Below are 21,072 nucleotides of genomic sequence, written 5' to 3' on the forward strand. Positions count from 1 at the left end.
ACCACCGAGGAGAGACCTTGCCGTCCGCGTTCACCCGCTCCCCGAACCGCCTGCGGTGGCGTCACGGCCACCACGTGCTGGAGATCCAGCCGTGGGGACCCGACAGCGTCCGCGTGCGGGCCGGTGTCCACCGCGTCACCGACGGCCTGCCCGGCGCGCTGGAGACCGCGCCCGCACCCTCCGCGTGCGTGATCGACGTCCACGACACGCACGCCACCTTGACCAACGGCCTGCTGCGGATCACCGTCGCCGCCGCCGACGGACTGCTCACGGCCGTACGCGCCGACACCGGAGCGGAGTTGCTGCGCGAGGAGCCGCCGCACTTCTGGTGGCCGGGAGCGCGGCACTTCGAGTCGGCGGGCGGCGGCAAGTACCGGATCGAGCAGCGCTTCGCCGCGTACGACGACGAACGGATCCACGGCCTCGGCCAGCACGGCCACGGCCGCTTCGACCAGAAGGGCACGGTCCTCGAACTCCAGCAGCGCAACGGCGAGGTGACCGTCCCCTTCGCCGTGTCCAGCCGAGGCTACGGCTTCCTGTGGAACAGCCCGGCGGTCGGCCGGGTGGAATTCGCCGCCAACGGCACCCGCTGGGTCGCCGACCGCGCCCAGCAGCTCGACTACTGGCTCACCGCGGGCCGCACCCCCGCCGACGTCCTCGGCCACTACGCCGCCGCCACCGGACACGCCCCCGCCTTCCCGCGCTGGGCCTCCGGACTGTGGCAGAGCAAGCTCCGCTACCGCGACCAGGACGAACTCCTCGCCGTCGCCCGCGAATACGCCCGCCGCGGCCTGCCGCTGTCGGTGATCGTCGTCGACTACCTGCACTGGCGCAATCTCGGCGACTGGGACTTCGACCGCCGCGACTGGCCGGACCCGCGCGCCATGGTCGAGGAACTGCGCGCGCTCGGCGTCGAGTTGGCCGTCTCCGTCTGGCCGTCGGTCAGCCCGCTGTCCACCGGCTACGCGGCGCTGCGGGACGCGGGCCAGCTCGTCGCCACGTACAACGGCGTGACCTCGCACGGCGACTGGCCGGACACCGAGGACGCGGCCGAGGGCATCGGCGTCGCCTTCTACGACGCCACCGACCCCGCCGCCCGCGCCGCCCTGTGGGACCGGCTCCAGGAGCACTACTACAAGCTCGGCGTCCGCGCCTTCTGGCTGGACGCCTGCGAACCGGAGATGCGCCCCGGACACCCGCACAATCTCAGCTACGCGGCGGGCCCCGGCAGCGAGGTCGCCAACCTCTACCCGCGCGAACACGCCCGCGGTGTGTACGAACACCTCGCCGAGCAGGGCGAGACGGAGATCCTGTCGCTGGTCAGATCCGCGTGGGCGGGCTCGCAGCGGTACGGCGTCGCGCTCTGGTCCGGCGACATCCCCGCGACCTTCGACGCGCTCGCCGACTCCATCAGGGCCGGGCTCAACGTCGCCATGAGCGGCATCCCGTGGTGGACCACCGACATCGGCGGCTTCCACGGCGGCGACCCGGACGACGAGGACTACCGCGAGCTGATGGTCCGCTGGTTCCAATTCGCCGTGTTCTGCCCGCTGCTGCGGCTGCACGGCCACCGCGAGCCGCGCGTCTTCCACGGCCCGATCGGCACCGGCGGCGGGCCCAACGAGATCTGGTCCTACGGCGCGGTCGCCGAGCGCGCGATGACCGGCGCGCTGGCCCTGCGCGAGCGGCTGCGCCCCTACCTGCACGCCCAGTTGGACGCGGGCCGCGAGGACGGGCTGCCGCTGCTCCGCCCGCTGCTGCTCGCATTCCCCGACGACGCCACCGCCTGGTCGGTGGACGACCAATTCCTGTGCGGACACGACCTGTTGGTGGCCCCGGTCACACGCCCCGGCGCCCGTGAGCGCCGCGTCTACCTCCCCGCGGGCGCCGACTGGACGCACCTCGAAGGCGCCGGGGCCCCGGACCACCCCACAACGCCGACACCGACGCGGTACGCGGGCGGCCGGTGGGTCACCGTCCCCGCCCCGCTCGACGCCGTACCGCTGTTCGTGCGCGACCGCGCCGACCCGCTCGGCCCACCTGCTGACGTACCCCCCACCCCACCTGTCAAGGAGGACAGATGAACCCGTCCACGGCACGACCCCGGTGGCGCGCCACCGCACTGGCGGCGGCGGCGCTGGCCGCCGCCGTCCTGGCCTGCGCCACCCTCGGCCCGTCCCCGGCCGCCGCGGCCGACACCACCGTCTCCGTCGACCTCGGCAACCAGGGCGCGGTGCCCAACCAGGCCGGCTCCGGCTTCCTCTACGGCCTCAGCCAGGACGGCTCGGGGCCCGCCGACAGCCTGCTCCAACCCCTCAAGCCCACCCTCTTCCGCGGCGGCGGCGCCCGGATCGCGGGCGGCGGCTGGCTGGGCGACGGCTACACCGCGGGCTCCGGCTACCGGATACGCGTCGACTCCGCTCTGTCCCAGGCCCGCCGCGTCACCGCCGCGCCCTACCGCGCCACCTACCACCTGCTGGTCTCCGACGTCTGGGGCGCCGACACCACCCAGCCGTCGAACACCGTCTACCCCTGCGACAACGGCGACTGCTCCAACTGGGCGGCCTTCATCGACCGGCTCGTCGCCGACGTCCAGGCGTCCGGGGTGCCCGTCAGCTACGACATCTGGAACGAGCCGGACGGCACCGGCTTCTGGCAGCGCGGTGTCAACAGCGCGCAGTACTACCAGATGTGGGACACGGCGGTGCGCGAGATCCGCCGCCTGGTGCCCTCCGCGCAGATCGTCGGCCCCTCCTACAGCGGCTACAACCACGGCTGGCTCGACGACTTCCTCGGCCGTACCAAGGCCGACAACACCCTGCCGACCGTCGTCAACTGGCATTTCGGCAACGACCCCGCGGCCGACGCCGCCGACGCCCGCGCCCTGCTGTCCGCGCACGGCATCGCCCCGCTCCCGCTGACCATCAACGAGTACCTGTTCTCGCAGCAGCAGAACGCCGCCTACACCGCCTGGTTCCTCGACCGGCTCTCCGCCTCGGGCGTCGCGTCCGCCGCGCACGCGATCTGGACCGACTGCTGCGGGGCCGGGACGCTCGACTCCCTGCTCGTCGGCGGCCAGCCGACCGGCCAGTGGTGGGTCTACCAGGCGTACGCGCGGATCGGCGGCCACCTGCTGGGCACCACGGGCAGCGGCGGTATCGCCGTCGCCGCGGGCGCGGACACCACCGCCCACCAGGTCCTCGCGCTGATCGGCAACAACTCGGGCCAGGGCGGCACCACCACGGTCACCTTCCAGAATCTGTCCGCCGCCTCCTGGCTGCGCGGCGGCAACGGCAAGGTGCACGCCAAGATCCAGCGCATCCCCGACCAGTCCCCGCTCGGCGCGCCCGCCACCGTCCTGGACTCCGACCTCACCCCAGACGGCAACACCCTGCGCGTCCCCGTCACCCTCACCAGCGGCACCGACGCCTACACGGTCACCCTGACCGCGGGCAACGGCTCCACCGGACCCGTCGACCCGGTGACGACCGTCGTGGACGGCACCGCCACCAACTCCGGTGACGCCAACTACTTCCAGTACGGCGCCAACTGGGGCGTCGCCAACGGCATCACCGACATGTACCAGCAGACCGCCAACTGGACGTTCACCGCGGGCGCCTCGGCGACCTTCCACTTCCACGGGAGCACCGTCGCCCTGCACGCCGTCCGCGACACCGACCAGGGCATCATGTCGCTCTCGGTCGACGGCGGTTCACCCGTCACCGTCGACAACTACGCGGCCGCCCGCAACGCCTCGGGCACCGTGTGGACCAGCCCCGCGCTCCCGTCCGGCAGCCACACCCTGACCATCACCAACACCGGCGCGCGCAACGCGCACAGCACCGGGAACAACATCGCCGTCGACCGCGCGGACGTCTCGTAGTCCCGAACGCCTCCACCACGCACACCGGCCCGTCCGCGACCCCCGGCCTTCCGGCCACGGGGCCGCGGACGGGCACCGGTCACACGGCCTCGCCGCCCACCGGCTGCCGAAGGACCAGTCGCAACGCGTAAGCGGGCTCCGTCTCCTGGCGCGCCCAGCCGACCGAGGCGACCGTGTAGGAGGGCCCCTCGCGCAGCCAGTCCGTGGCGGCCTGGAAGAGCTCCGCGGCGTCGCCACCGGCGAGGATCAGCACCCCGTCGTCCTCCACCGTCACCCACATGTCGACATGGCTGTTCACGAACGCGCCCGCCCGGTCGCGCAGTTCGTCCGACACCGACTGGCTGTCACTGGCAATGGTCATGGACCGCACCCCTTCGTCATCCGTCATCCGGATCCCTCATCCCGCAATCGTCAACTACCCCTCGCATTCCCCGTTCACTGTCCGTCACACACTTCACGTGTCGCGCAATCGACGGGGGAGCGGTACGGGCAGGCGTGAACGGCTGAGGGGCCTCCCGGTCCGGGAGGCCCCTCAGCCGTTCGTCGTGCTCGCTGCCTGCTTCCGGCTGCCTACTTCTGCGTCATCAGGCCCGCGCGCAGGCCGGCGATGGTGCGGCTCAGCAGCCGCGACACGTGCATCTGCGAGTAGCCCAGCTCCTCGCCGATCTGCGCCTGCGTCATCTCCTCGCCGAAGCGCATCTGGAGGATCTGCCGGTCGCGCTCGGGGAGCTTGGCGATCAGCGGGGCCAGGCTCTGGAAGTTCTCGATGAGGTCCATCGCGTAGTCGCACTCGCCGAAGGTGTCGGCCAGCGTGCGGCCCTCGCCGTCACCGCCGCTCTCACCGTCGTTGTACGGCGTGTCCAGCGAGCCCGCGGTGTAGCCGTTGGCGGCGACCAGGCCCTCGATGACCTCTTCCTCGGTCAGGTCGAGGTGCGCGGCCAGCTCGGCCACCGTCGGGTCGCGGTCCAGCACCAGCGCGAGCGCTTCCTTGGCCTTGCTCAGCTCGACGCGCAGCTCCTGGAGGCGGCGCGGTACGTGCACGGCCCAGGAGGTGTCGCGGAAGAACCGCTTCATCTCGCCGACGATGTACGGGATGGCGAAGGTGGTGAACTCGTTCTCCCGCGACAGGTCGAACCGGTCGATGGCCTTGATCAGGCCGATCGTGCCGACCTGGACGATCTCCTCCATGTCGGTGGCCGGCCGGTTGCGGTAGCGCCCGGCGGCGAAGTGCACCAACGAGAGGTTCATCTCGATCAGCGTGTTGCGGGCGTACTGGTATTCACGGGTGCCCTCCTCGACGGCCTGGAGCCGGTCGAAGAAGAGCTTCGACAGCGCCCGCGCGTCCTTGGGGGCTACCGCCGTGGCGTCGTCGATCCGCGGAAGTTCACCAATCAAGCCGCCCTCGGATCGCGGTGATGCCTCAAGCGTCGCCGTTTCGTACGCGCTGTCCGACTGCTGAACCTGTGTGGTCACGTCATCGCCTCGCCTCGGTAAGACTGTCCACAAGCCGCTTGCCCGCTGTCGAACGTCCTATGCCAACTTTTTTTCGAGCAATTTTTTTCCGGGCCCCGAACGGGTCCGAGCGGCGGCCTGTTTCGCGTCCTCGTCCGTGTTCTGCCGGGTCCCGTCGCGCGTTCCGTCTCCGGCCGCGCGCCGCGACTACTGCCCCGCACGGTAGCGCAATCCGTCCATGAGCAGGTCCAGCAGGCGTCCCGCCTGCGCCCTGCGCTCCGGACCGGCCGCCGACAGCGCCACCCCGCCGAGCCCGACGAGCACGTCTTCGGGGTCGGCGTCCGCCCGCAGCGTCCCGGCTTCCGCGCCCGCCCGCAGCAGGGTGCCGACCGCGCCGAGCAGCGCCTCACGGCTGTGCGCGAAGGGGTCGCCGCCGGACGCGATCACGGCGCGCAGCGCGTCGGCCATGCCGCGCTTGGTCGTCATGTAGTCGATGAAGTGGTCCATCCAGGCGCGCGCCGCCACGTCGGGGGGAGCGGCGGTGAGCAGCCGGGGCGCGGCGTCGCACAGCCGGGTCAGCTCGTTGCGGTACGCGGCCTCGACCAGCGCCTCGCGGGTCGGGAAGTTCCGGTAGAGCGTGCCGATGCCGACCCCCGCGTCCTTGGCGATCGCCTCGAGCGTCACCTCGGGCCCGTCGTGGGCGAACGCGCGCACGGCGGCGGCCAGCAGCCGGTCGCGATTGCGCTGCGCGTCGGCGCGCAGGGGGCGGGGTGAGGTGCCCGGCACGGTGTCTCTCCTCGGTGGGACGCGGATCGTCGGGGCACGGCGGCCCGGCGAATTTGCAAGCGGAGGTTCCTCCGCTTACGGTGGATCTGAGCGGAGGTTCCTCCGGTTTTTATCGTACCGGCAGTGCCATGCCCTCCGCGCTACCGAGGAGACGCACGGATCATGACGTCAAACCCCCTCATCACCACCCCCTTCACCAGGGAGTCCACCGCCGCCGACGTGCTGGCGGGCATCGATCTGACCGGCCGCCGCGCCGTCGTGACCGGTGGCGCGTCCGGCATCGGTGTCGAGACCGCCCGCGCCCTGGCCGCCGCCGGGGCCGAGGTGACGCTGGCCGTACGGGACGCGGAGGCAGGCCGGCGGACCGCCGAGGACATCACGAGGACCACGGGGAACGAGCAGGTGCGGGTCGCTCCGCTCGACCTGGCCGACCAGGCGTCCGTCGCCGCCTTCGTCGCGGACTGGCGGGGGCCGCTGCACATGCTGGTCAACAACGCCGGAATCATGGCCTCGCCCGAGATGCGCACCCCGCAGGGCTGGGAGATGCAGTTCGCCACCAACCACCTGGGCCACTTCGCCCTGGCCACCGGCCTGCGCCCGGCGCTCGCCGCGGCGGGCGGCGCCCGCGTGGTCGCGGTCAGCTCCAGCGCCCATCTGCGCTCGCCCGTGGTCTTCGACGACATCCACTTCCGCGAGCGGCCGTACGAGCCCTGGTCCGCGTACGGCCAGTCCAAGACCGCCAACGTGCTGTTCGCCGTCGAGGCCACCAAGCGCTGGGCGAGTGACGGCATCACCGTCAACGCGCTGATGCCGGGCGGGATCAGGACCAAGCTCCAGCGCTACGTGTCCGACGAGGAGCTGAACCGGCTGCGCGCCGAGCGGGGCCCCGACCTCCCCCGGTGGAAGACCCCGGAGCAGGGCGCGGCGACCTCGGTGCTGGTCGCGGCCTCTCCGCTGCTCGACGGCGTCGGCGGCCGGTACTTCGAGGACTGCGACGAGGCGGCGGAGAACCGGCCCGGCGCCCCCGACGGCGTCGCGGCCTACGCCCTCGACCCGGAGGCGGCGCGGCGGCTGTGGGAGGTGTCCGTGGCGACCCTGGCCGCCGGATAGCGCGGCGGGGGCATCTCCGGGGACAACGGCGGGGACATCTCCGGTGGCATCGGTGGGGACGTCTCCGGGAACGCACGGAGACTTCCGTATATACGGTGGCGCCGCGGTACGTCACGCACCGCGGCGCCCGGCCGATGGCCGCTCACCCGCGCTTCTGACCGCCTTCGCGCCCGGTGCGGTCGGGGTCGGTGGTGCACCCGCCTTTACGGCAGTTCACGTCGGAGCATGACATCGTGGATCACCTCCTCTCGTCCGGCTCGGTCCCCGGCAGGTCGCCGGGGACGCAGTCCAGCAGGAGTTTGTCGACGCGCCTGCCCTGCCACAGCGCGGCGCTGCGCAGCCGCCCGGCGTCACGGAAACCGGCCTTGAGGTAGGCGTGCACCGCGGCGGTGTGCGGAGCGAGTACCTCCAGCCACACCGCGCTCAGCGACGCGATGGTGAAAGCCCAGTCGAGGGTGAGTGCGGTGGCCTCGGCGGCGTAGCCCAGGCCGCGGTGCTCCGGGGCGATGACAAGGGTGTACTCGGCGCTGTTGGCCGACTGGTCGACGCTCAGCGCGGTGGTCCCGACCGGAATGCCACTGTCCGTGGTGATCACTTCGAAGAGTTGGTAGTGGGTGGAGGTATGGCCACTGTGGAAACGAGCCTGGAAGACTTCCCAGGACACCGGCCAGCGGGCCCCGAATCCGACGACGGTCGCCGGATCGGTCTCCCACCGGTGGTAGTCCTGCATCATCTCTTCCCTCGCCAGTGCCAGCGCCAACCGTGCCCCGCTGCGCAGCGGAACGGGTGCGGCGGAGCGGCTGTTGGTCATCACGCGCGGTCTCTCCTCCGTGTGCCCTGTCCGGCTCCGGACAGCCGTCCGTAAAGCGTCATTCCACTTTCCGCGTCACCTGGGCAGATCCGCTGTATTGGCCATCGCCCGGTGGGCCGTGTGCTTGCGCCCCCGGCACGCGGGCGGCCCGGCCGGCCCCGGCGCACGTCGGCCGGGCGGCTCGCCGGATCTGGCGGGAAAACGATGCACCTGTTCCGCGCACGCCCGCCTGCGCGTGCCCCTGCGTCGTACGCGGTGCGGGTGACCGGTGTGACGCGTGGTCCAGTGCGATCCGGACGATTTCCCGCAGAACGGCCGCACCGCCGTCCGAGGCCCGCGCGACGCACGCCCGTTCGGGGGAATGCCGGGCCAGGGGCTCGCGTTCGCGGATACGGAGAACGGGCCGGCCGCTTGGCTAAGGTGACCGGTGGGACCCGTATTGACCACATCTGTCAGGAGCGGTGAATGAGCGACGGCGACGACTTCAATGCCCGGATCACGGCCGAGTTCCGGGCCAACCACGGGAAGGTCGGCGGCCCCTTCGAGGGCGCGCCGATGGTGCTGCTGCACACCCGCGGCGCCCGTACCGGCATCGAGCGCGTCAACCCGCTGATGTACATGGCCGACGGGGACCGCTATCTGGTCTTCGCCTCGAAGGGCGGCGCCGACACCCACCCCGCCTGGTACCTCAACCTCCTCGCGCACCCCGACATCGACATCGAGATCGGCGACGAGACCATCCCCGTGCACGCCGAGGAGCTCAAGGGCGCCGAGCGCGACGAGAAGTACGCCGAGCAGGCGTCCCGCTTCCCCGGCTTCGCCGACTACCAGAAGAAGACCAGCCGGGTCATCCCGGTGATCGCGCTCAGCCGCCGCTAGGACCGCGCGCGGCGGGTGCGACCTGCCGTCGGACCGCGCGGACGGCGGAATTACGTCACGCTCCCGCGCGGTAGGCCGCGTCCAACCGGGGAAGGCAACAGGGGCACACGGTTGTCGACGGCAGGAGGTCTCGGTGAAGGTGGGTCTGTTGACCCGGGAATATCCGCCGGATGTATACGGCGGAGCCGGGGTCCACGTGGAGTTCCTGGCCCGTGAACTGCGCTCATTGGTGGATGTCGCCGTGCACTGCTGGGGCGACGGGGCGGACAGCCCCGACACGGGGGTGACCCGGCACCACGCCCCGTCCACGCTCGACGGCGCCAACGACGCGCTGCGCACCTTCTCCGTCGACCTGGCCATGGCCGCCGGTCTTCAGGGCCGCGACCTCGTCCACTCGCACACCTGGTACGCCAACCTCGCGGGCCATCTGAGCAAGCTGCTCTACGGCATACCGCACGTGCTCACCGCCCACTCGCTGGAGCCGCTGCGGCCCTGGAAGGCGGAGCAGCTCGGCGGCGGCTACGCCCTGTCGAGCTGGGCCGAGCGCACGGCGATGGAGTCGGCCGACGCGGTGGTCGCGGTCTCCGACGGCATGCGCGGCGACATCCTGGGCTGCTATCCGGCGCTCGACCCCGACCGGGTGCACGTCATCCGCAACGGGATCGACACCGCCACCTACCGGCCCGACCCGCGCACCGACGTGCTCAGCCGGATCGGCATCGATCCGCAGCGCCCCTACGTGCTCTTCGTCGGCCGGATCACCCGGCAGAAGGGCGTGCCCCATCTTTTGCGGGCCGCCCGCGAACTCGACCCGTCCGCGCAGCTCGTGCTGTGCGCGGGAGCGCCGGACACCCCCGCGCTCGACCGCGAATTCCGCGCGCTCTTCGACGAGCTGAACGCGGTACGCGACGGCGTGCACTGGATCCCGGCGATGCTGCCACGCCCCGCCGTGGTCCAACTCCTCACCCACGCGGCGGTGTTCGCGTGTCCTTCGGTGTACGAGCCGCTGGGCATCGTGAATCTGGAGGCGATGGGCTGCGGCACGCCCGTGGTCGCCTCCGCGGTCGGCGGCATCCCCGAGGTCGTCGAGGACGGCGTCACCGGGCTGCTCGTGCCCTACCGCGAGGAGGACACCGCCGCGTTCGAGGCGGGACTCGCGCGGGCGCTCAACCGGGTGATCGGCGACCGCGCCGAGGCGGAGCGGATGGGGGCGGCGGGCCGGGACCGCGCGGTGCGCGAATTCGGCTGGGACACCGTGGCACGGCGTACGGCGGAGCTGTACGCGTCGGTGCTGGCGCAGGGCCGGTAGGCGGAGTGAGCCGGTGAACGCCGGAACACGGGACCGGGATCAGGCACGAGAACGGCACGAGGAGCAGATATGAGCGGCAGAGACGACAAGGGGGGGTCTCGATGCGTGGAGGACCTTCGGTACTGGGCATAGTGCTGGCCGGTGGCGCGGGAAAGCGGCTGATGCCGCTGACCGCCGACCGGGCCAAACCAGCGGTGACCTTCGGCGGCACGTACCGCCTGGTCGATTTCGTCCTGTCGAACCTGGTGAACGCGGACATCCTGCGGATCTGCGTGCTGACGCAGTACAAGTCCCACTCGCTCGACCGCCATGTGACCACCACCTGGCGGATGTCCAGCCTGCTGGGCAACTACGTGACGCCGGTACCGGCACAGCAGCGGCTCGGCCCGCGCTGGTACCTCGGCAGCGCGGACGCGATCCTTCAGTCCCTCAACCTCGTGCACGACGAACAGCCGGACTACATCGCGGTGTTCGGCGCCGACCATGTGTACCGGATGGACCCCCGGCAGATGCTGGCGCAGCACATCGAGCACGGCGCGGGCGTCACCGTCGCGGGAATCAAGGTGCCCAGAGCCGACGCGGCGGGCTTCGGCGTGATCTCGCCCGCCGCCGACGGCATACAAGTGGAACGCTTCCTGGAGAAACCCCTCGACCCGCCGGGGCTGCCTGGCGACCCCCAGCATGTCTTCGCCTCGATGGGCAACTACCTGTTCAGTACGAAGACCCTGATCGACGCCCTGCACGAGGACGCGGAGGACCCGCAGTCCGTGCACGACATGGGCGGCAGCATCCTGCCCCGGCTCACCGACCAGGGCGTCGCCCAGGTCTACGACTTCGACAACAACCACGTGCCGGGCGAGACCGCCCGCGACCACGGCTACTGGCGCGACGTCGGCACGCTGGACGCGTACTACGACGCGCACATGGACCTGATCTCCGACCAGCCCGCCTTCAGCCTGCACAACCGGCGCTGGCCCATCTACACCCACTCCGGGCAGCTCCCGCCCGCCAAGATCGCCGCGGGCGGCATCGTGGGCGAGTCGGTGGTGAGCCCCGGCTGTGAGATCCGCGGGCAGGTCACCCGCTCGGTGCTGTCGCCCGGCGTGGTCGTGGACACCGGCGCCGTCGTCCAGGGCTCGGTACTGCACGACAACGTACGGGTCGGGCGCGGCGCCATCGTCAGGGGCGCGGTGCTCGACAAGAACGTCGACGTGCCGCCGGGCGCCACCATCGGCGTCAACCCGGACCGCGACCGCGAGCTGTACACGGTCTCCGCGGCGGGGGTGATCGCGCTGGGCAAGGCCCAGTTGGTGCTCTGACACGCACCGCCCGTCCGCGGAACGGCGGCCACCCCTCGGTGTGAGGGATGGCCGCCGTTCCCGTGCGGCCGGGGGAGCGCCGCCTAGCTGCCGTACACCTCCAACTCGTAGATCCGCGCCGCCGGATCGGTGTTCTGGGTCGGCGTGATCACGCTGAGCCGCACATAACGGGCCGTGGCGCTCACCGCGTTGGTCGTGGAGTCAGCGGTGTTGCCGCGGACCTGGGCGACGGTGGTCCAGGTGCTGCCGTCGGCGGAGACGGCGAGGTCGAAGTCCTTGGTGTTCCAGCTCGGGTCCTCACCGCCCGCCCCGGCGTGCCGGACGGTCAGCGAGGACAGCGCGTGCGCGGCGCCGAGGTCGACCTGGAGGGTCTTGGTGCCCGACACCTTCGAGCACCACTTGTCGCTGTTGCCGCCGGTGTAACTGCCGTTGACCGCCTTGTCGGGCGTCTCGGTGGTGCCGCACGCGTCGGAGCCGGTCGCGGTGCGGCCGAGCGCGAGATCGGCCTGGCCGCCGCCGTACACCTCCAGTTCGTAGAGCCTGGCCGCCACGGTCGAGCCGGCCGCGTCGTTGACCGGCGAGGAGATGGCGACCTTCACATAGCGGGCCTGGCGCGCCGAGACCGGGTGGTAGGTACGGCTGGAGCGCGAGCCCGTGACGGTGGCCGCGATGGTCCAGTTGGCGCCGTCGGTACTGGTCTGGATGGTGAACGCGGCCGTGTTCCAGCCGGTGTTCTCCCCGCCGAGCCCGGCGTGCTTGAGCACGAACGACGACACGGTCTGCACCGAGCCGAGGTCCACCTGGAGGGACGGATTGGCCACCGTGGAGCACCACTTGCTGTTGTCCTTCAGCGTGCCGTCCACGGCCTTGTCGCCGGACTCCGCGGTCGCGCACGGCGCCGAGGCCGTCACCGGCTTGCCCTTGGCCAGGTCCGTGCCCAGTTCGGGCGCGGCCGGCACCGGGGTCGCTCCGTCGGTGAAGGACGGCGGGACGTCGCCCGCGCCCGTTCCCCAACTCGCGCTCGGCGTACCGCCCATGGTGAAGTTCAGCGTCCCGCCGCCCGCCACGTCCGGGTAGCGCAGGTAATTGTGGCTGGTGGCCGTCCCGTTGACGCTGACGCCCTGCACATAGCCGCCGCTGCCCGAGGAGTTGATGGTGATGTTGCCGCCGGGCCGCTGGAGCAGCACGGACGGGAACTGCGGGCCGTGGATCGCCAGCGTGTCCGCGCCGGGCGTCGCCGGGTACACCCCGAGCGCGGCCCACACGTACCAGGCCGAGGTCGCGCCCAGGTCGTCGTTGCCCGGCAGGCCGCCGGGACCGGTGGTGTACGACTCGGTCATCACCTTGCGCACGGCGTCCGAGGCGCCCGCGGGGTCACGCGCGTAGTTGTACGCCCACGGCACACCGTGCTCCGGCTCGTTGCCGATGTAGTAGTACGGCAGGCTCTGGCCCGCGTTGACCTGCGTGAAGTGGTGGTCGAGGCGCTGCACCGCGGTCTGCCGGCCGCCCATGTCGTTGATCAGGTCGGAGAAGTCGTACGGCACCATCCAGGTGTACTGCGACGCATTGCCCTCGGTGAAGTTGTTCTGGCTGGCCGGATTCAGCGGCCACGCCCAGCTTCCGTCGGAGTTGCGCGGCTGCGTGTAGCCGGACTCGGTGCTGTACGTGTTGCGCCACCACTGCGCGCGCGTCATGTGCGTGGAGTAACTGGACGTGTTCCCCAGCGCCTTGGCGAACTGCGCGACCGCGAAGTCCGACGCGGAGTATTCGAGGGAGTCCGAGGGCGCGCCGGGCAGATAGTGCAGGTTGGTGTACGTGCCCTGATTGCCGCGGATCGGCGAGCCCTGCATCGTGCCGCCGTTGGACGCCTTCTCCATCAGCGACAGCGCGCTCGCGGTGTCGAAGTCCCTGGCCCCGAAGGCGTAGAGACTGCTGACGATGATCGGACCCGGATCGCCCGTCATCACGAAGTCCTCGTTGGTCTGCTGCGACCACTTCGGCAGCAGACCGCCCTGCTGCCCGTCCAGGACCATCGACTTGGCGATGTCGCTCGCCTCGGTCGGCGCGATCAGCGCGACCAGCGCCGCCCAGGACCGGTAGATGTCCCAGCCCGAGTAGTTCTGGTAGACCGGCCGGGTCGAATTGTGCACCGCACCGTCGAAGCCCCGGTAGTCGCCGTTGACGTCACTGGAGACGTTGGGGCTCTGGAAGACGTGGTAGAGCGAGGTGTAGAACTTCTTGAGGTCGGCGGTCGCGCCGCCGGTGACCTGCGCCCGGTTGAGGATCTGGTTCCACGAGGTGTCGGCGGCCGTGCGCACCGCGCCGAAGTCCCAGCCGTTGTTCTCCGCCACCACGTTGGCCTGCGCGTTCGCCACGCTCACGTAGCTCAGCCCGACCTTGAACTGCACGGCCGCGTTGCCGGTCGTGTCGAAGGTGACGTACGCGCCGGTGTTGGTGCCGCTCGCGCCGGACGAGCCGTCGGTGACCGTGCCGCCCGACCAGGTGCCGTGCCCGGTCGGGGCGCGGTCGAAGCGGATGTCGAAGTAGATCTGGAAGGTCTTCGTGGAGCCGCAGAAGCCGCCCGCGGTGACGCTGCCGGTCACTTCGGAACCGTTGACGTTCACCGTGCCGTTGCGGTTGCCCGTCGCGCTGCGGCTGGTGTTGATCAGCAGCCGGGACGACGTGGACGAGGGGTAGGTCAGCTTCCCCATGCCGGTACGGGTGGTGGCCGTCAGCTCGACATTGGTCGCGTACTTGTCCAGCCGGTTCTTGTAGTAGCCGGGAGCGGCCGACTCGTTCGCCTTGGTGTAACCGGACGCGTAACTGGTCCAGTTGGTGCCCGGTGAGGTGCTGACCGCGCCGGTGACCGGCATCAGCGGCAGGTCCTCGTTGTTCGGGCAGCCCGCGCCGTCGAAGTGCGTGAGGCTGAAGTCCTCGATCGAGGTGTCGGAGTAGCGGTAGCCGGAGGGCGAGGCCGTCGGGGTGTCGGGGCTGAACTGTACGCCGCCGAACGGCACCACCGCGCCCGGATACGTACTGCCGCCCGCGCCGCCCGGCACGGGGTTGGGGGCCGAGCTGTCGTCGGTGCCGACGAACGGGTCGGCGTACTGCGTCAGCGGCAGCGTCGCGGCGTGCGCGGGGGCCGCGGCCAGGCCGCCGACGCCGAAGGCGGCCAGTAACAGGGCGCTCGCGGCGCCGACGGTTCTGATGCGGAACGGAGTGGGGGGCACGGAGGAGACCACCTTCTCGCGGAGGCGGCGCGCCGTCGTCCTTGCGGGCCGCCTCGGGGCACGGGGGGCTGCGCGAAGTGCATGTGAACGTTACCAAGCAGAACCGAATTGTTGAGGTGTACCTGACTGGATGTCAAGGGTGCGGACCAGGCCGGGACATCGGGTGTTTCCGGCCGTACGAGGCCCGTGCGGAGCCGCCGACGAGGTCCGTGCGAAAGCGGCGTGACGATGCGTCGGGTCGAACGCGCGAGGGCCTGACATTTTGTGAACGTTACCAAGCACTCCACCACGGACGATGGTTGTCCGCGCCGTGGCCTGACATCATCGACACCAGCCCGTACGGCGGTCGGCCCGAAGCACGCCGAGGAGGAGGCCCGTGAAGCGCCCGACGATGAAGGACGTGGCCCGGACCGCGGGGGTGAGCCCCATGACGGTCTCCCGCGTCGTCTCGGGCGAGCCGGGCGTCTCGCCGGACACCGCCGCCAGGGTCGAGCGGGCGGTCAGGAAGCTCGGTTACCAGCGCAACGACAACGCGCGCAATCTGCGCCAGAAGAACCTCGGCACCTCCACCATCGCGCTCGTCGTCGACGACCTCGCCAACCCCTTCTACGCGCTGATGGCCCGCTCGGTCGAGGACGAGGCGCACCGCCGCGGCTACGTCGTGCTCGTCGGCAGCACCAACGACGAACCGCGGCGCGAACGCGAGGTCATCGCCGCCTTCACCGCCCGTCAGGTGGACGGCCTGATCATCGTGCCGACCAGCGGCGGCCACGGTTTCCTCAAGCAGCCCATGGAGGGCGGCACCCAGGTGGTCTGCGTGGACCGGCCCGCCAAGGGCCTCGCCGTGGACACCGTCACCGTCGACAACCGCGCGGGCGCCGAACGCGCGGTCAGCCACCTGCTCGGCCACGGCCACACCCGTATCGCCTACCTGGGCGACCGCTACGGCATCTGGACCCAGCGGGAGCGCCACCTCGGCTACCTCGACGCGCTGGCCGCGCACGGCATACCCGAGGACCCCGACCTCGTCCGGCACGAACTGCGCTCCCACCGCGAGGCGCGCGGCGCGCTCGCCGGGCTGCGCGCCCTGCCGGACCCGCCGACCGCGCTGTTCGCCAGCAACGACCTGATCACCATGGGCGTGCTCGACGGCCTCGACCACCCGGCCCCGGTGGCCATCGTCGGCTTCGACGACCTGCCGCTCGCCGAACGGCTCAGCCCGCCGCTGACCGTGGTCAGCCAGGACCCGGTGGCCGTCGGCGGCACGGCGGCCAATCTGCTCTTCGCCCGGATCGGCGGCGACCGCTCCGCACCCCGCTCCGTGGTGCTGCTGACCCGTCTCGTGATCCGCGGCTCCGGCGAATTCCGCGGCCTCCGGTCTCCCCAACCCGCCCCGGATCAGCGGTGATTACCGTCAGCAGCGGAAGTCCACTGTCGCGTCATTGACATGCACACCATTCCCCATCAGGGTGAGAGCGCTCTCAGAACCGCTGCGGAGGAACGGATTCCGCGATGTCCGGCGACGTCTGTCCTCCGCGGTGCCCCAACTGATGAGGAGTACAGAGCGTGTACATCACCAAACGGAAGCTGTTCGTACCGCTGGCCGCGGCCACGCTGATCGGCGGCGGACTGACCGCCGCGGGGCTCGCGTCGACCGCCTCGGCCTCGGTGCCGGACACCATTCCGCTCACCTTCACCAACAACTCCGGCCGCGGCGACCAGGTCTACGTCTACGACATCGGCACCAACCTCGCCACCGGAGAACAGGGCTGGGCCGACGCGGACGGCGCCTTCCACGCGTGGCCGGCCGGCGGCAATCCCCCCACCGAGGCGCCCGACGCGTCCATCGCGGGCCCCGCCGACGGCCAGTCGCTCACCTTGAAGCTCCCCAAGTTCTCCGGCCGGGTGTACTTCTCCTACGGCCAGAAGCTGGTCTTCAAGCTGACCACCGGCGGCCTCGTCCAGCCCGCCGTGCAGAATCCGGACGACCCGAACCACGACATCCTGTTCAACTGGACCGAGTACACGCTCAACGACTCGGGCCTGTGGATCAACAGCACGCAGGTCGACATGTTCTCCGCCCCCTACGCGGTCGGCGTGAAGACCGCGGACGGGACGACGAAGACCACGGGACACCTCAAGCCCGGCGGCTACAACGGGTTCTTCGACGGCCTCAAGGCGCGGCCCGGCGGCTGGGCGGGCCTGGTCGAGACCGCGCCCGACGGGAGCGTCCTGCGCGCGCTCGCGCCCGGCCACGGCATCGAGTCCGGCGCGCTGCCCGCCTCGGTGATGGACGACTACATCAACCGGGTCTGGGACAAGTACAGTTCCTCGACCCTGACGGTCACGCCCTTCGGCGACCAGCCGGACACCAAGTACTTCGGCCGGGTCTCCGGTGACGTCATGAACTTCACCGACTCCTCGGGCGCGGTCGTCACCAGCTTCCAGAAGCCGGACTCCGACAGCGTCTTCGGCTGCTACAAGCTGCTGGACGCGCCGAACGACCAGGTGCGCGGCCCCATCTCCCGTACGCTGTGCGCCGGTTACAACCGCACGACGCTGCTGACCAACTCCGAGCAGCCCGACGCGGACGCGTCCGGCTTCTACCAGGACGCGGACACCAACCAGTACGCCCGCGAGATCCACGAGCAGATGGCCGACGGGAGCGCGTACGCCTTCGCCTTCGACGACGTCGGCAACCACGAGTCGCTGGTCCACGACGGCGACCCGCAGGAGGCGTCGATCACGCTCGACCCGTTCGACTGAGCCGCGTCAGCGGCCCGGTGGGGTGACGACGACGGCCGCGGCGGCGGGTGCTGTCGCCGCGGCGTTGTCGTCGTTGTTCCCGTTCCAGTCGGTCACGGTGTCGCCGACGATGTGGCCCGCGAGACCGACCGCCAGGAAGACCCCGACGAGGACCTTCGCCGCGGTGCTCATCAGCAGCGGCCGGGTGGCGGAGGCGAGGGCGCCGGGAACGGCTCCGGGCACCGCCCCGTAGGTGTCGCCCGGCACGGCGCCCGGCATGCCCGGCCGCACCGCGCCCGGTACGGCCCCAGGCGCGTCGCCGTCGCCGAAGAGCCGCTTGGGGTAGGCGGAGGTCAGCAGGAGCACGTAGGCGCTGAACCGCATGCTGTAGCGCAGCGTCGCGGCGCTCGCCTCGAACAGCGGCCGGGGCATGCGGCCGAGCACCAGCGTGATCAGCCAGATGATGAAGGCGAGCGCGTACCAGCCGGAGGTCACCAGGCCCTGCACGATGCCGGCCGGGATCATCAAGATGATGCGGAAGAACACCGCGAGCCGGTTCAGCGGCCCCGGCCGCAGCTCGATCCGCACCGGATAGTGCTCGGCGGGCCGCAGCGCGAACGGCGGATACCGGTCGACCAGCAGCATCGCGCTGGCGTGCACACGCGTCTCGTACGCCAGGAACGCGCCGAGGTAGCGGGCCACGCCCTCGGGCAGGTGCCTGGTGAACAGCGCGGCGAACCAGCCGACGATGACGGTGAAGAACGCGCCGACGCCGAGCACGAACACGACGATGAACTGCGGGATCAGCAGCAGCCAGCGCAGCAGCACCGTCAGCCGCCGCTGGCGGCCCGGGTCCGGCATGTCCAGTTCCGGCAGCCACTCCACCGGCTCGGCCCCCTCGGGCCTCGCCCACATCGGTTGCGTCATGCCCGGCGCTCCGTCCCGGGGCGTCCACGAAGACGCCCTCGTGGACGAACCTCGCAGTACGGAGCACCCCTCGCATGTCCAGCAGGGCGGCCGGGTGACGCCCGGACGGGCCGCACCGCCGTGCGGGCGCTCCCGCGGGCGGTGACCATGGAGCGCGAAGGGGGGCTTCCGTGTAGGCCCGCACGTGCCGGGCAGGCGCGGGAACAGGGGCGCCGCGCGTGACCCGCGGGCGCCGCCGCAGCGATGACGACGACCGAGAGGTGCGAGCCATGCCCAGGGGATCGAGTGCCAAGCGCGAGCGCCAGTACGAGCACATCAAGGAGAGCGTCGAGGACCGCGGCGGGTCCGAGAAGCGGGCGAAGGAGATCGCGGCGCGCACCGTCAACAAGGAGCGCGCCCGCTCCGGCGAGGCGCGCACCGCGAGCCGCAGCTCCACCCACGACATGTCGTCCGGCCGCCGCGGCGGCCTGCGCTCGCACTCCGGCGCGCAGGGCCCGACGAAGGAACAGCTCTACAACGAGGCCAGGCAGCGGAACATCAAGGGCCGCTCGTCGATGACGAAGGCGGAGCTGTCCAAGGCGCTCGGCCGCTGACGCCCGCCCGCTGACGGCCGCCGGACGTCGGACGACTCGGGTTGAGGTCCAGGTCCAGGTCCAGGTCCAGGTCCCGGTCCCGGTCCGGGCTCGGGCTCAGTTGAAGGTGTCCGGGTCGGGGCCCGTGCGCTCACCGCGGTCGAGTGCGGTGATGGCGGCCATGTCGGCCTCGGGCAGCTCGAAGTCGAAGAGCCGGAAGTTCTCCTCGACGCGGGCGCGGGTCACCGACTTCGGGAAGACGATGTCGCCGCGCTGGATGTGCCAGCGGAGCGTGACCTGGGCGGGCGTGCGGCCCAGCCGTTCCGCGGCGGCCACCAGCACCGGGTCCTTGAGCACGTTGCCCTTGGCGATCGGGGACCACGCCTCGGTCGCGATCTCGTGCTCGGCGTTGAAGGCCCGTACGTCGTCCTGCACCAGGTACGGGTGCACCTCGATCTGGTTGACCGCGGGGACGACCGTGCACTTCTGGAGCAGGCGGCTGATGTGCGGCGGCTGGAAGTTGGACACCCCGATGGCCTTGGCGCGGCCCGAGGCGTAGATCTCCTCCAGCGCCCGCCAGGTCTCGGTGAAGTCGCCCACCGCGGGCCTCGGCCAGTGGATCAGGAAGAGGTCCAGATACGGCGTGTCCAGGTCGTCGAGCGAGCGCGCGAAGGCCGTGAGGGCGTCGCCGTACGCGTGGTAGGAGTTGTCGAGCTTGCTGGTGACGAAGACCTCCTCGCGCGGCAGGCCCGATGCGCCGACGGCCTGGCCGACTTCCTTCTCGTTGCCGTACATCTCGGCGGTGTCGATGTGGCGGTAGCCGATCTCCAGGGCGGTGGTGACCGCCTCCCGGGTGTCCTTCGGCGGGATCTGGAACGTCCCGAAGCCGAGCTGGGGGATGGCGACGCCGTTGTTGAGCGTGAGAGCGGGCACAGCAGACATGTGCGCGACTTCCTTGCGTGTCTCGGCGGATGATTCCCGGTGGAGCCGCCTGACCTGCGGCGACGAGCCCGGAGTGACAGGGCGGCCTTCACCCACCGTAACTTCTGCCGACGTATCCGGCCTGCCGACGGCAGACCCCGGCGCGCGGACCCTGAGCGGGTCATGAGGGGCGCCCAGCCGATACGACCGGACGACGGGGGGGATGCCGCCGGCCGTATCGGCTTGTGAGGCGGGGGGGTGCCTCAAAGGTTCGGGTGCCCGGGTCCCGCACCGCCAAACACCCCGAATCCGGGAGCGGGCCGAATTCGCTTCGGAGAGCGCTCTCTCGGGAGGGGTGTAACCCGTTACGCTGTGCCTGTTCCGTGCCACGCCGCCCCGCGTGAAGGAGACGTCCCTTGTCCGACCCGAGCTTCGCGCCGCGTCCTACGCTGGAGGCCGTCGCCGCGCGGGCCGGGGTGTCGCGTGCCACCGCCTCACGGGTGGTCAACGGGGGAGCGGGAGTACGGGGACCGCTGGTGGAGCGGGTGCGCAAGGCCGTGGACGAGTTGGGGTATGTGCCGAATCAGGCGGCGCGTACGTTGGTGACGCGGCGCAATGACGCCATCGCGGTGGTGGTGGCCGAGCCGGAGACGCGGTTCTTCACCGACCCGTTCTTCGCGCAGCAGGTGCGCGGGATCAGCAAGGAACTCACCGCGCGGGACAACCAGTTGGTGCTGCTGCTGACCGAGGGGGCCGCGGATTACGAGCGGGTCGGCCGCTATCTGGCGGGCGGTCACGTCGACGGCGCGCTGATCTTCTCGCTGCACACCGACGGTTCGCTGCCCGTGCTCTCCAGCAGGGGAGACGTGCCGATCGTCATCGGCGGCCGTCCCACCTGGTCCGATCAGGAGTCCGGCCGCCGCGCCCTGTACGTGGACTGCGACAACCGGGGCGGCGCGCGGGACGCGGTCCGTCACCTGCTGGGCATCGGCCGCCGCCGGATCGCCCACATCGCGGGACCGCTCGACCAACTGGCGTCGGTGGACCGGCTGGACGGGTTCCGTGACGTGCTGCCGGAGACCGACCCGCGGATGATCGCCGAGGGCGACTTCACCCCGGAAGGCGGCG

At 71.1% G+C, this 21,072-nt stretch carries 17 protein-coding genes; 10 read left to right on the forward strand and 7 right to left on the reverse strand.

The annotated features are described in order from the left end of the window. Positions 1-17: 17 nt before the first annotated feature. Together ACIP4Z_RS34410 and ACIP4Z_RS34415 are read left to right on the forward strand one after the other, a co-directional pair. The gene (locus ACIP4Z_RS34410) at positions 18-2,084 is read left to right on the forward strand and encodes a TIM-barrel domain-containing protein (protein ID WP_401314424.1); all 2,067 of its coding nucleotides are present in this window, start codon (positions 18-20) and stop codon (positions 2,082-2,084) included. Next, the gene (locus tag ACIP4Z_RS34415; RefSeq protein WP_391162169.1) at positions 2,081-3,883 is read left to right on the forward strand and encodes a beta-xylosidase; all 1,803 of its coding nucleotides are present in this window, start codon (positions 2,081-2,083) and stop codon (positions 3,881-3,883) included. Before ACIP4Z_RS34410 ends, ACIP4Z_RS34415 begins: the two co-directional genes overlap by 4 nt. A gap of 79 nt (positions 3,884-3,962) precedes the next feature. Here ACIP4Z_RS34415 and ACIP4Z_RS34420 read toward each other — a convergent pair whose 3' ends face one another. The 3 genes from ACIP4Z_RS34420 to ACIP4Z_RS34430 form a co-directional block, all read right to left on the reverse strand. Continuing rightward, a complete protein-coding gene (locus ACIP4Z_RS34420; RefSeq protein WP_355345883.1) occupies positions 3,963-4,244 on the reverse strand; it encodes a hypothetical protein in 282 nt (93 codons plus the stop codon). A gap of 209 nt (positions 4,245-4,453) precedes the next feature. Next, positions 4,454-5,356 (reverse strand): SigB/SigF/SigG family RNA polymerase sigma factor, encoded by a 903-nt coding sequence (locus ACIP4Z_RS34425; protein WP_391052386.1) that lies wholly within the window; start codon positions 5,354-5,356, stop codon positions 4,454-4,456. Between the two features lie 186 nt (positions 5,357-5,542). Beyond that, complete coding sequence (locus ACIP4Z_RS34430; RefSeq protein ID WP_355345886.1) at positions 5,543-6,121, reverse strand: helix-turn-helix domain-containing protein; 579 nt, start codon at positions 6,119-6,121, stop codon at positions 5,543-5,545. A 162-nt stretch (positions 6,122-6,283) separates the two neighbouring features. On the opposite strand from ACIP4Z_RS34430, the gene ACIP4Z_RS34435 reads away from it, so the two are divergent. Beyond that, the gene (locus ACIP4Z_RS34435; RefSeq protein ID WP_401314426.1) at positions 6,284-7,231 is read left to right on the forward strand and encodes an SDR family NAD(P)-dependent oxidoreductase; all 948 of its coding nucleotides are present in this window, start codon (positions 6,284-6,286) and stop codon (positions 7,229-7,231) included. A gap of 238 nt (positions 7,232-7,469) precedes the next feature. Here ACIP4Z_RS34435 and ACIP4Z_RS34440 read toward each other — a convergent pair whose 3' ends face one another. Continuing rightward, complete coding sequence (locus ACIP4Z_RS34440) at positions 7,470-8,042, reverse strand: GNAT family N-acetyltransferase (RefSeq protein WP_391052393.1); 573 nt, start codon at positions 8,040-8,042, stop codon at positions 7,470-7,472. Between the two features lie 465 nt (positions 8,043-8,507). Between ACIP4Z_RS34440 and ACIP4Z_RS34445 the strand changes: the two genes are divergently transcribed. The 3 genes from ACIP4Z_RS34445 (at position 8,508) to glgC (ending at position 11,549) form a co-directional block, all read left to right on the forward strand. Then, complete coding sequence (locus ACIP4Z_RS34445) at positions 8,508-8,921, forward strand: nitroreductase family deazaflavin-dependent oxidoreductase (RefSeq protein WP_355345895.1); 414 nt, start codon at positions 8,508-8,510, stop codon at positions 8,919-8,921. 133 nt (positions 8,922-9,054) lie between these two features. Beyond that, positions 9,055-10,230 carry a glycogen synthase gene (gene glgA, locus ACIP4Z_RS34450; RefSeq protein ID WP_401314429.1) on the forward strand — a complete coding sequence of 392 codons (1,176 nt, stop codon included), beginning with the start codon at positions 9,055-9,057 and terminating at the stop codon, positions 10,228-10,230. 101 nt (positions 10,231-10,331) lie between these two features. Next, positions 10,332-11,549, forward strand: a complete 1,218-nt coding sequence (glgC, locus tag ACIP4Z_RS34455; protein WP_355345901.1) for a glucose-1-phosphate adenylyltransferase — start codon at positions 10,332-10,334, stop codon at positions 11,547-11,549. Between the two features lie 83 nt (positions 11,550-11,632). On the opposite strand, the gene ACIP4Z_RS34460 is transcribed toward glgC, so the two are convergent. Continuing rightward, positions 11,633-14,779, reverse strand: a complete 3,147-nt coding sequence (locus tag ACIP4Z_RS34460; RefSeq protein ID WP_401314431.1) for a GH92 family glycosyl hydrolase — start codon at positions 14,777-14,779, stop codon at positions 11,633-11,635. Between the two features lie 376 nt (positions 14,780-15,155). On the opposite strand from ACIP4Z_RS34460, the gene ACIP4Z_RS34465 reads away from it, so the two are divergent. Further along, complete coding sequence (locus tag ACIP4Z_RS34465; RefSeq protein WP_401314433.1) at positions 15,156-16,187, forward strand: LacI family DNA-binding transcriptional regulator; 1,032 nt, start codon at positions 15,156-15,158, stop codon at positions 16,185-16,187. Between the two features lie 158 nt (positions 16,188-16,345). Beyond that, entirely contained in the window at positions 16,346-17,545 is a 1,200-nt protein-coding gene (locus tag ACIP4Z_RS34470; protein WP_391162165.1) for a beta-1,3-glucanase family protein, read from the forward strand. 6 nt (positions 17,546-17,551) lie between these two features. Here the strand turns inward: ACIP4Z_RS34470 and ACIP4Z_RS34475 are convergent, their stop codons facing one another. Next, on the reverse strand, positions 17,552-18,451 hold the full coding sequence (locus ACIP4Z_RS34475) for a DUF4389 domain-containing protein (RefSeq protein ID WP_401314436.1): 900 nt from the start codon (positions 18,449-18,451) through the stop codon (positions 17,552-17,554). Between the two features lie 269 nt (positions 18,452-18,720). On the opposite strand from ACIP4Z_RS34475, the gene ACIP4Z_RS34480 reads away from it, so the two are divergent. Further along, positions 18,721-19,044, forward strand: coding sequence for a plasmid stabilization protein (locus ACIP4Z_RS34480; protein ID WP_355345913.1), 324 nt, complete (start codon positions 18,721-18,723; stop codon positions 19,042-19,044). A 96-nt stretch (positions 19,045-19,140) separates the two neighbouring features. Here ACIP4Z_RS34480 and ACIP4Z_RS34485 read toward each other — a convergent pair whose 3' ends face one another. After that, the gene (locus ACIP4Z_RS34485) at positions 19,141-19,965 is read right to left on the reverse strand and encodes an aldo/keto reductase (protein ID WP_355345915.1); all 825 of its coding nucleotides are present in this window, start codon (positions 19,963-19,965) and stop codon (positions 19,141-19,143) included. 395 nt (positions 19,966-20,360) lie between these two features. On the opposite strand from ACIP4Z_RS34485, the gene ACIP4Z_RS34490 reads away from it, so the two are divergent. Continuing rightward, positions 20,361-21,072: LacI family DNA-binding transcriptional regulator (locus ACIP4Z_RS34490; RefSeq protein ID WP_401314439.1), on the forward strand; the 712-nt coding region annotated here is incomplete at its 3' end.

The sequence above is a fragment of the Streptomyces sp. NPDC088910 genome (assembly GCF_044749865.1).
GTDB lineage: Bacteria > Actinomycetota > Actinomycetes > Streptomycetales > Streptomycetaceae > Actinacidiphila.

Coding starts and splice junctions, on each gene's coding strand:
- ACIP4Z_RS34415 (WP_391162169.1), top strand. CDS start 2,081: ATGAACCCGTCCACGGCACGACCCCGGTGGCGCGCCACCGCACTGGCG.
- ACIP4Z_RS34420 (WP_355345883.1), bottom strand. CDS start 4,244: ATGACCATTGCCAGTGACAGCCAGTCGGTGTCGGACGAACTGCGCGAC.
- ACIP4Z_RS34435 (WP_401314426.1), top strand. CDS start 6,284: ATGACGTCAAACCCCCTCATCACCACCCCCTTCACCAGGGAGTCCACC.
- ACIP4Z_RS34440 (WP_391052393.1), bottom strand. CDS start 8,042: ATGACCAACAGCCGCTCCGCCGCACCCGTTCCGCTGCGCAGCGGGGCA.
- ACIP4Z_RS34445 (WP_355345895.1), top strand. CDS start 8,508: ATGAGCGACGGCGACGACTTCAATGCCCGGATCACGGCCGAGTTCCGG.
- glgC (WP_355345901.1), top strand. CDS start 10,332: ATGCGTGGAGGACCTTCGGTACTGGGCATAGTGCTGGCCGGTGGCGCG.
- ACIP4Z_RS34475 (WP_401314436.1), bottom strand. CDS start 18,451: ATGACGCAACCGATGTGGGCGAGGCCCGAGGGGGCCGAGCCGGTGGAG.
- ACIP4Z_RS34480 (WP_355345913.1), top strand. CDS start 18,721: ATGCCCAGGGGATCGAGTGCCAAGCGCGAGCGCCAGTACGAGCACATC.
- ACIP4Z_RS34485 (WP_355345915.1), bottom strand. CDS start 19,965: ATGTCTGCTGTGCCCGCTCTCACGCTCAACAACGGCGTCGCCATCCCC.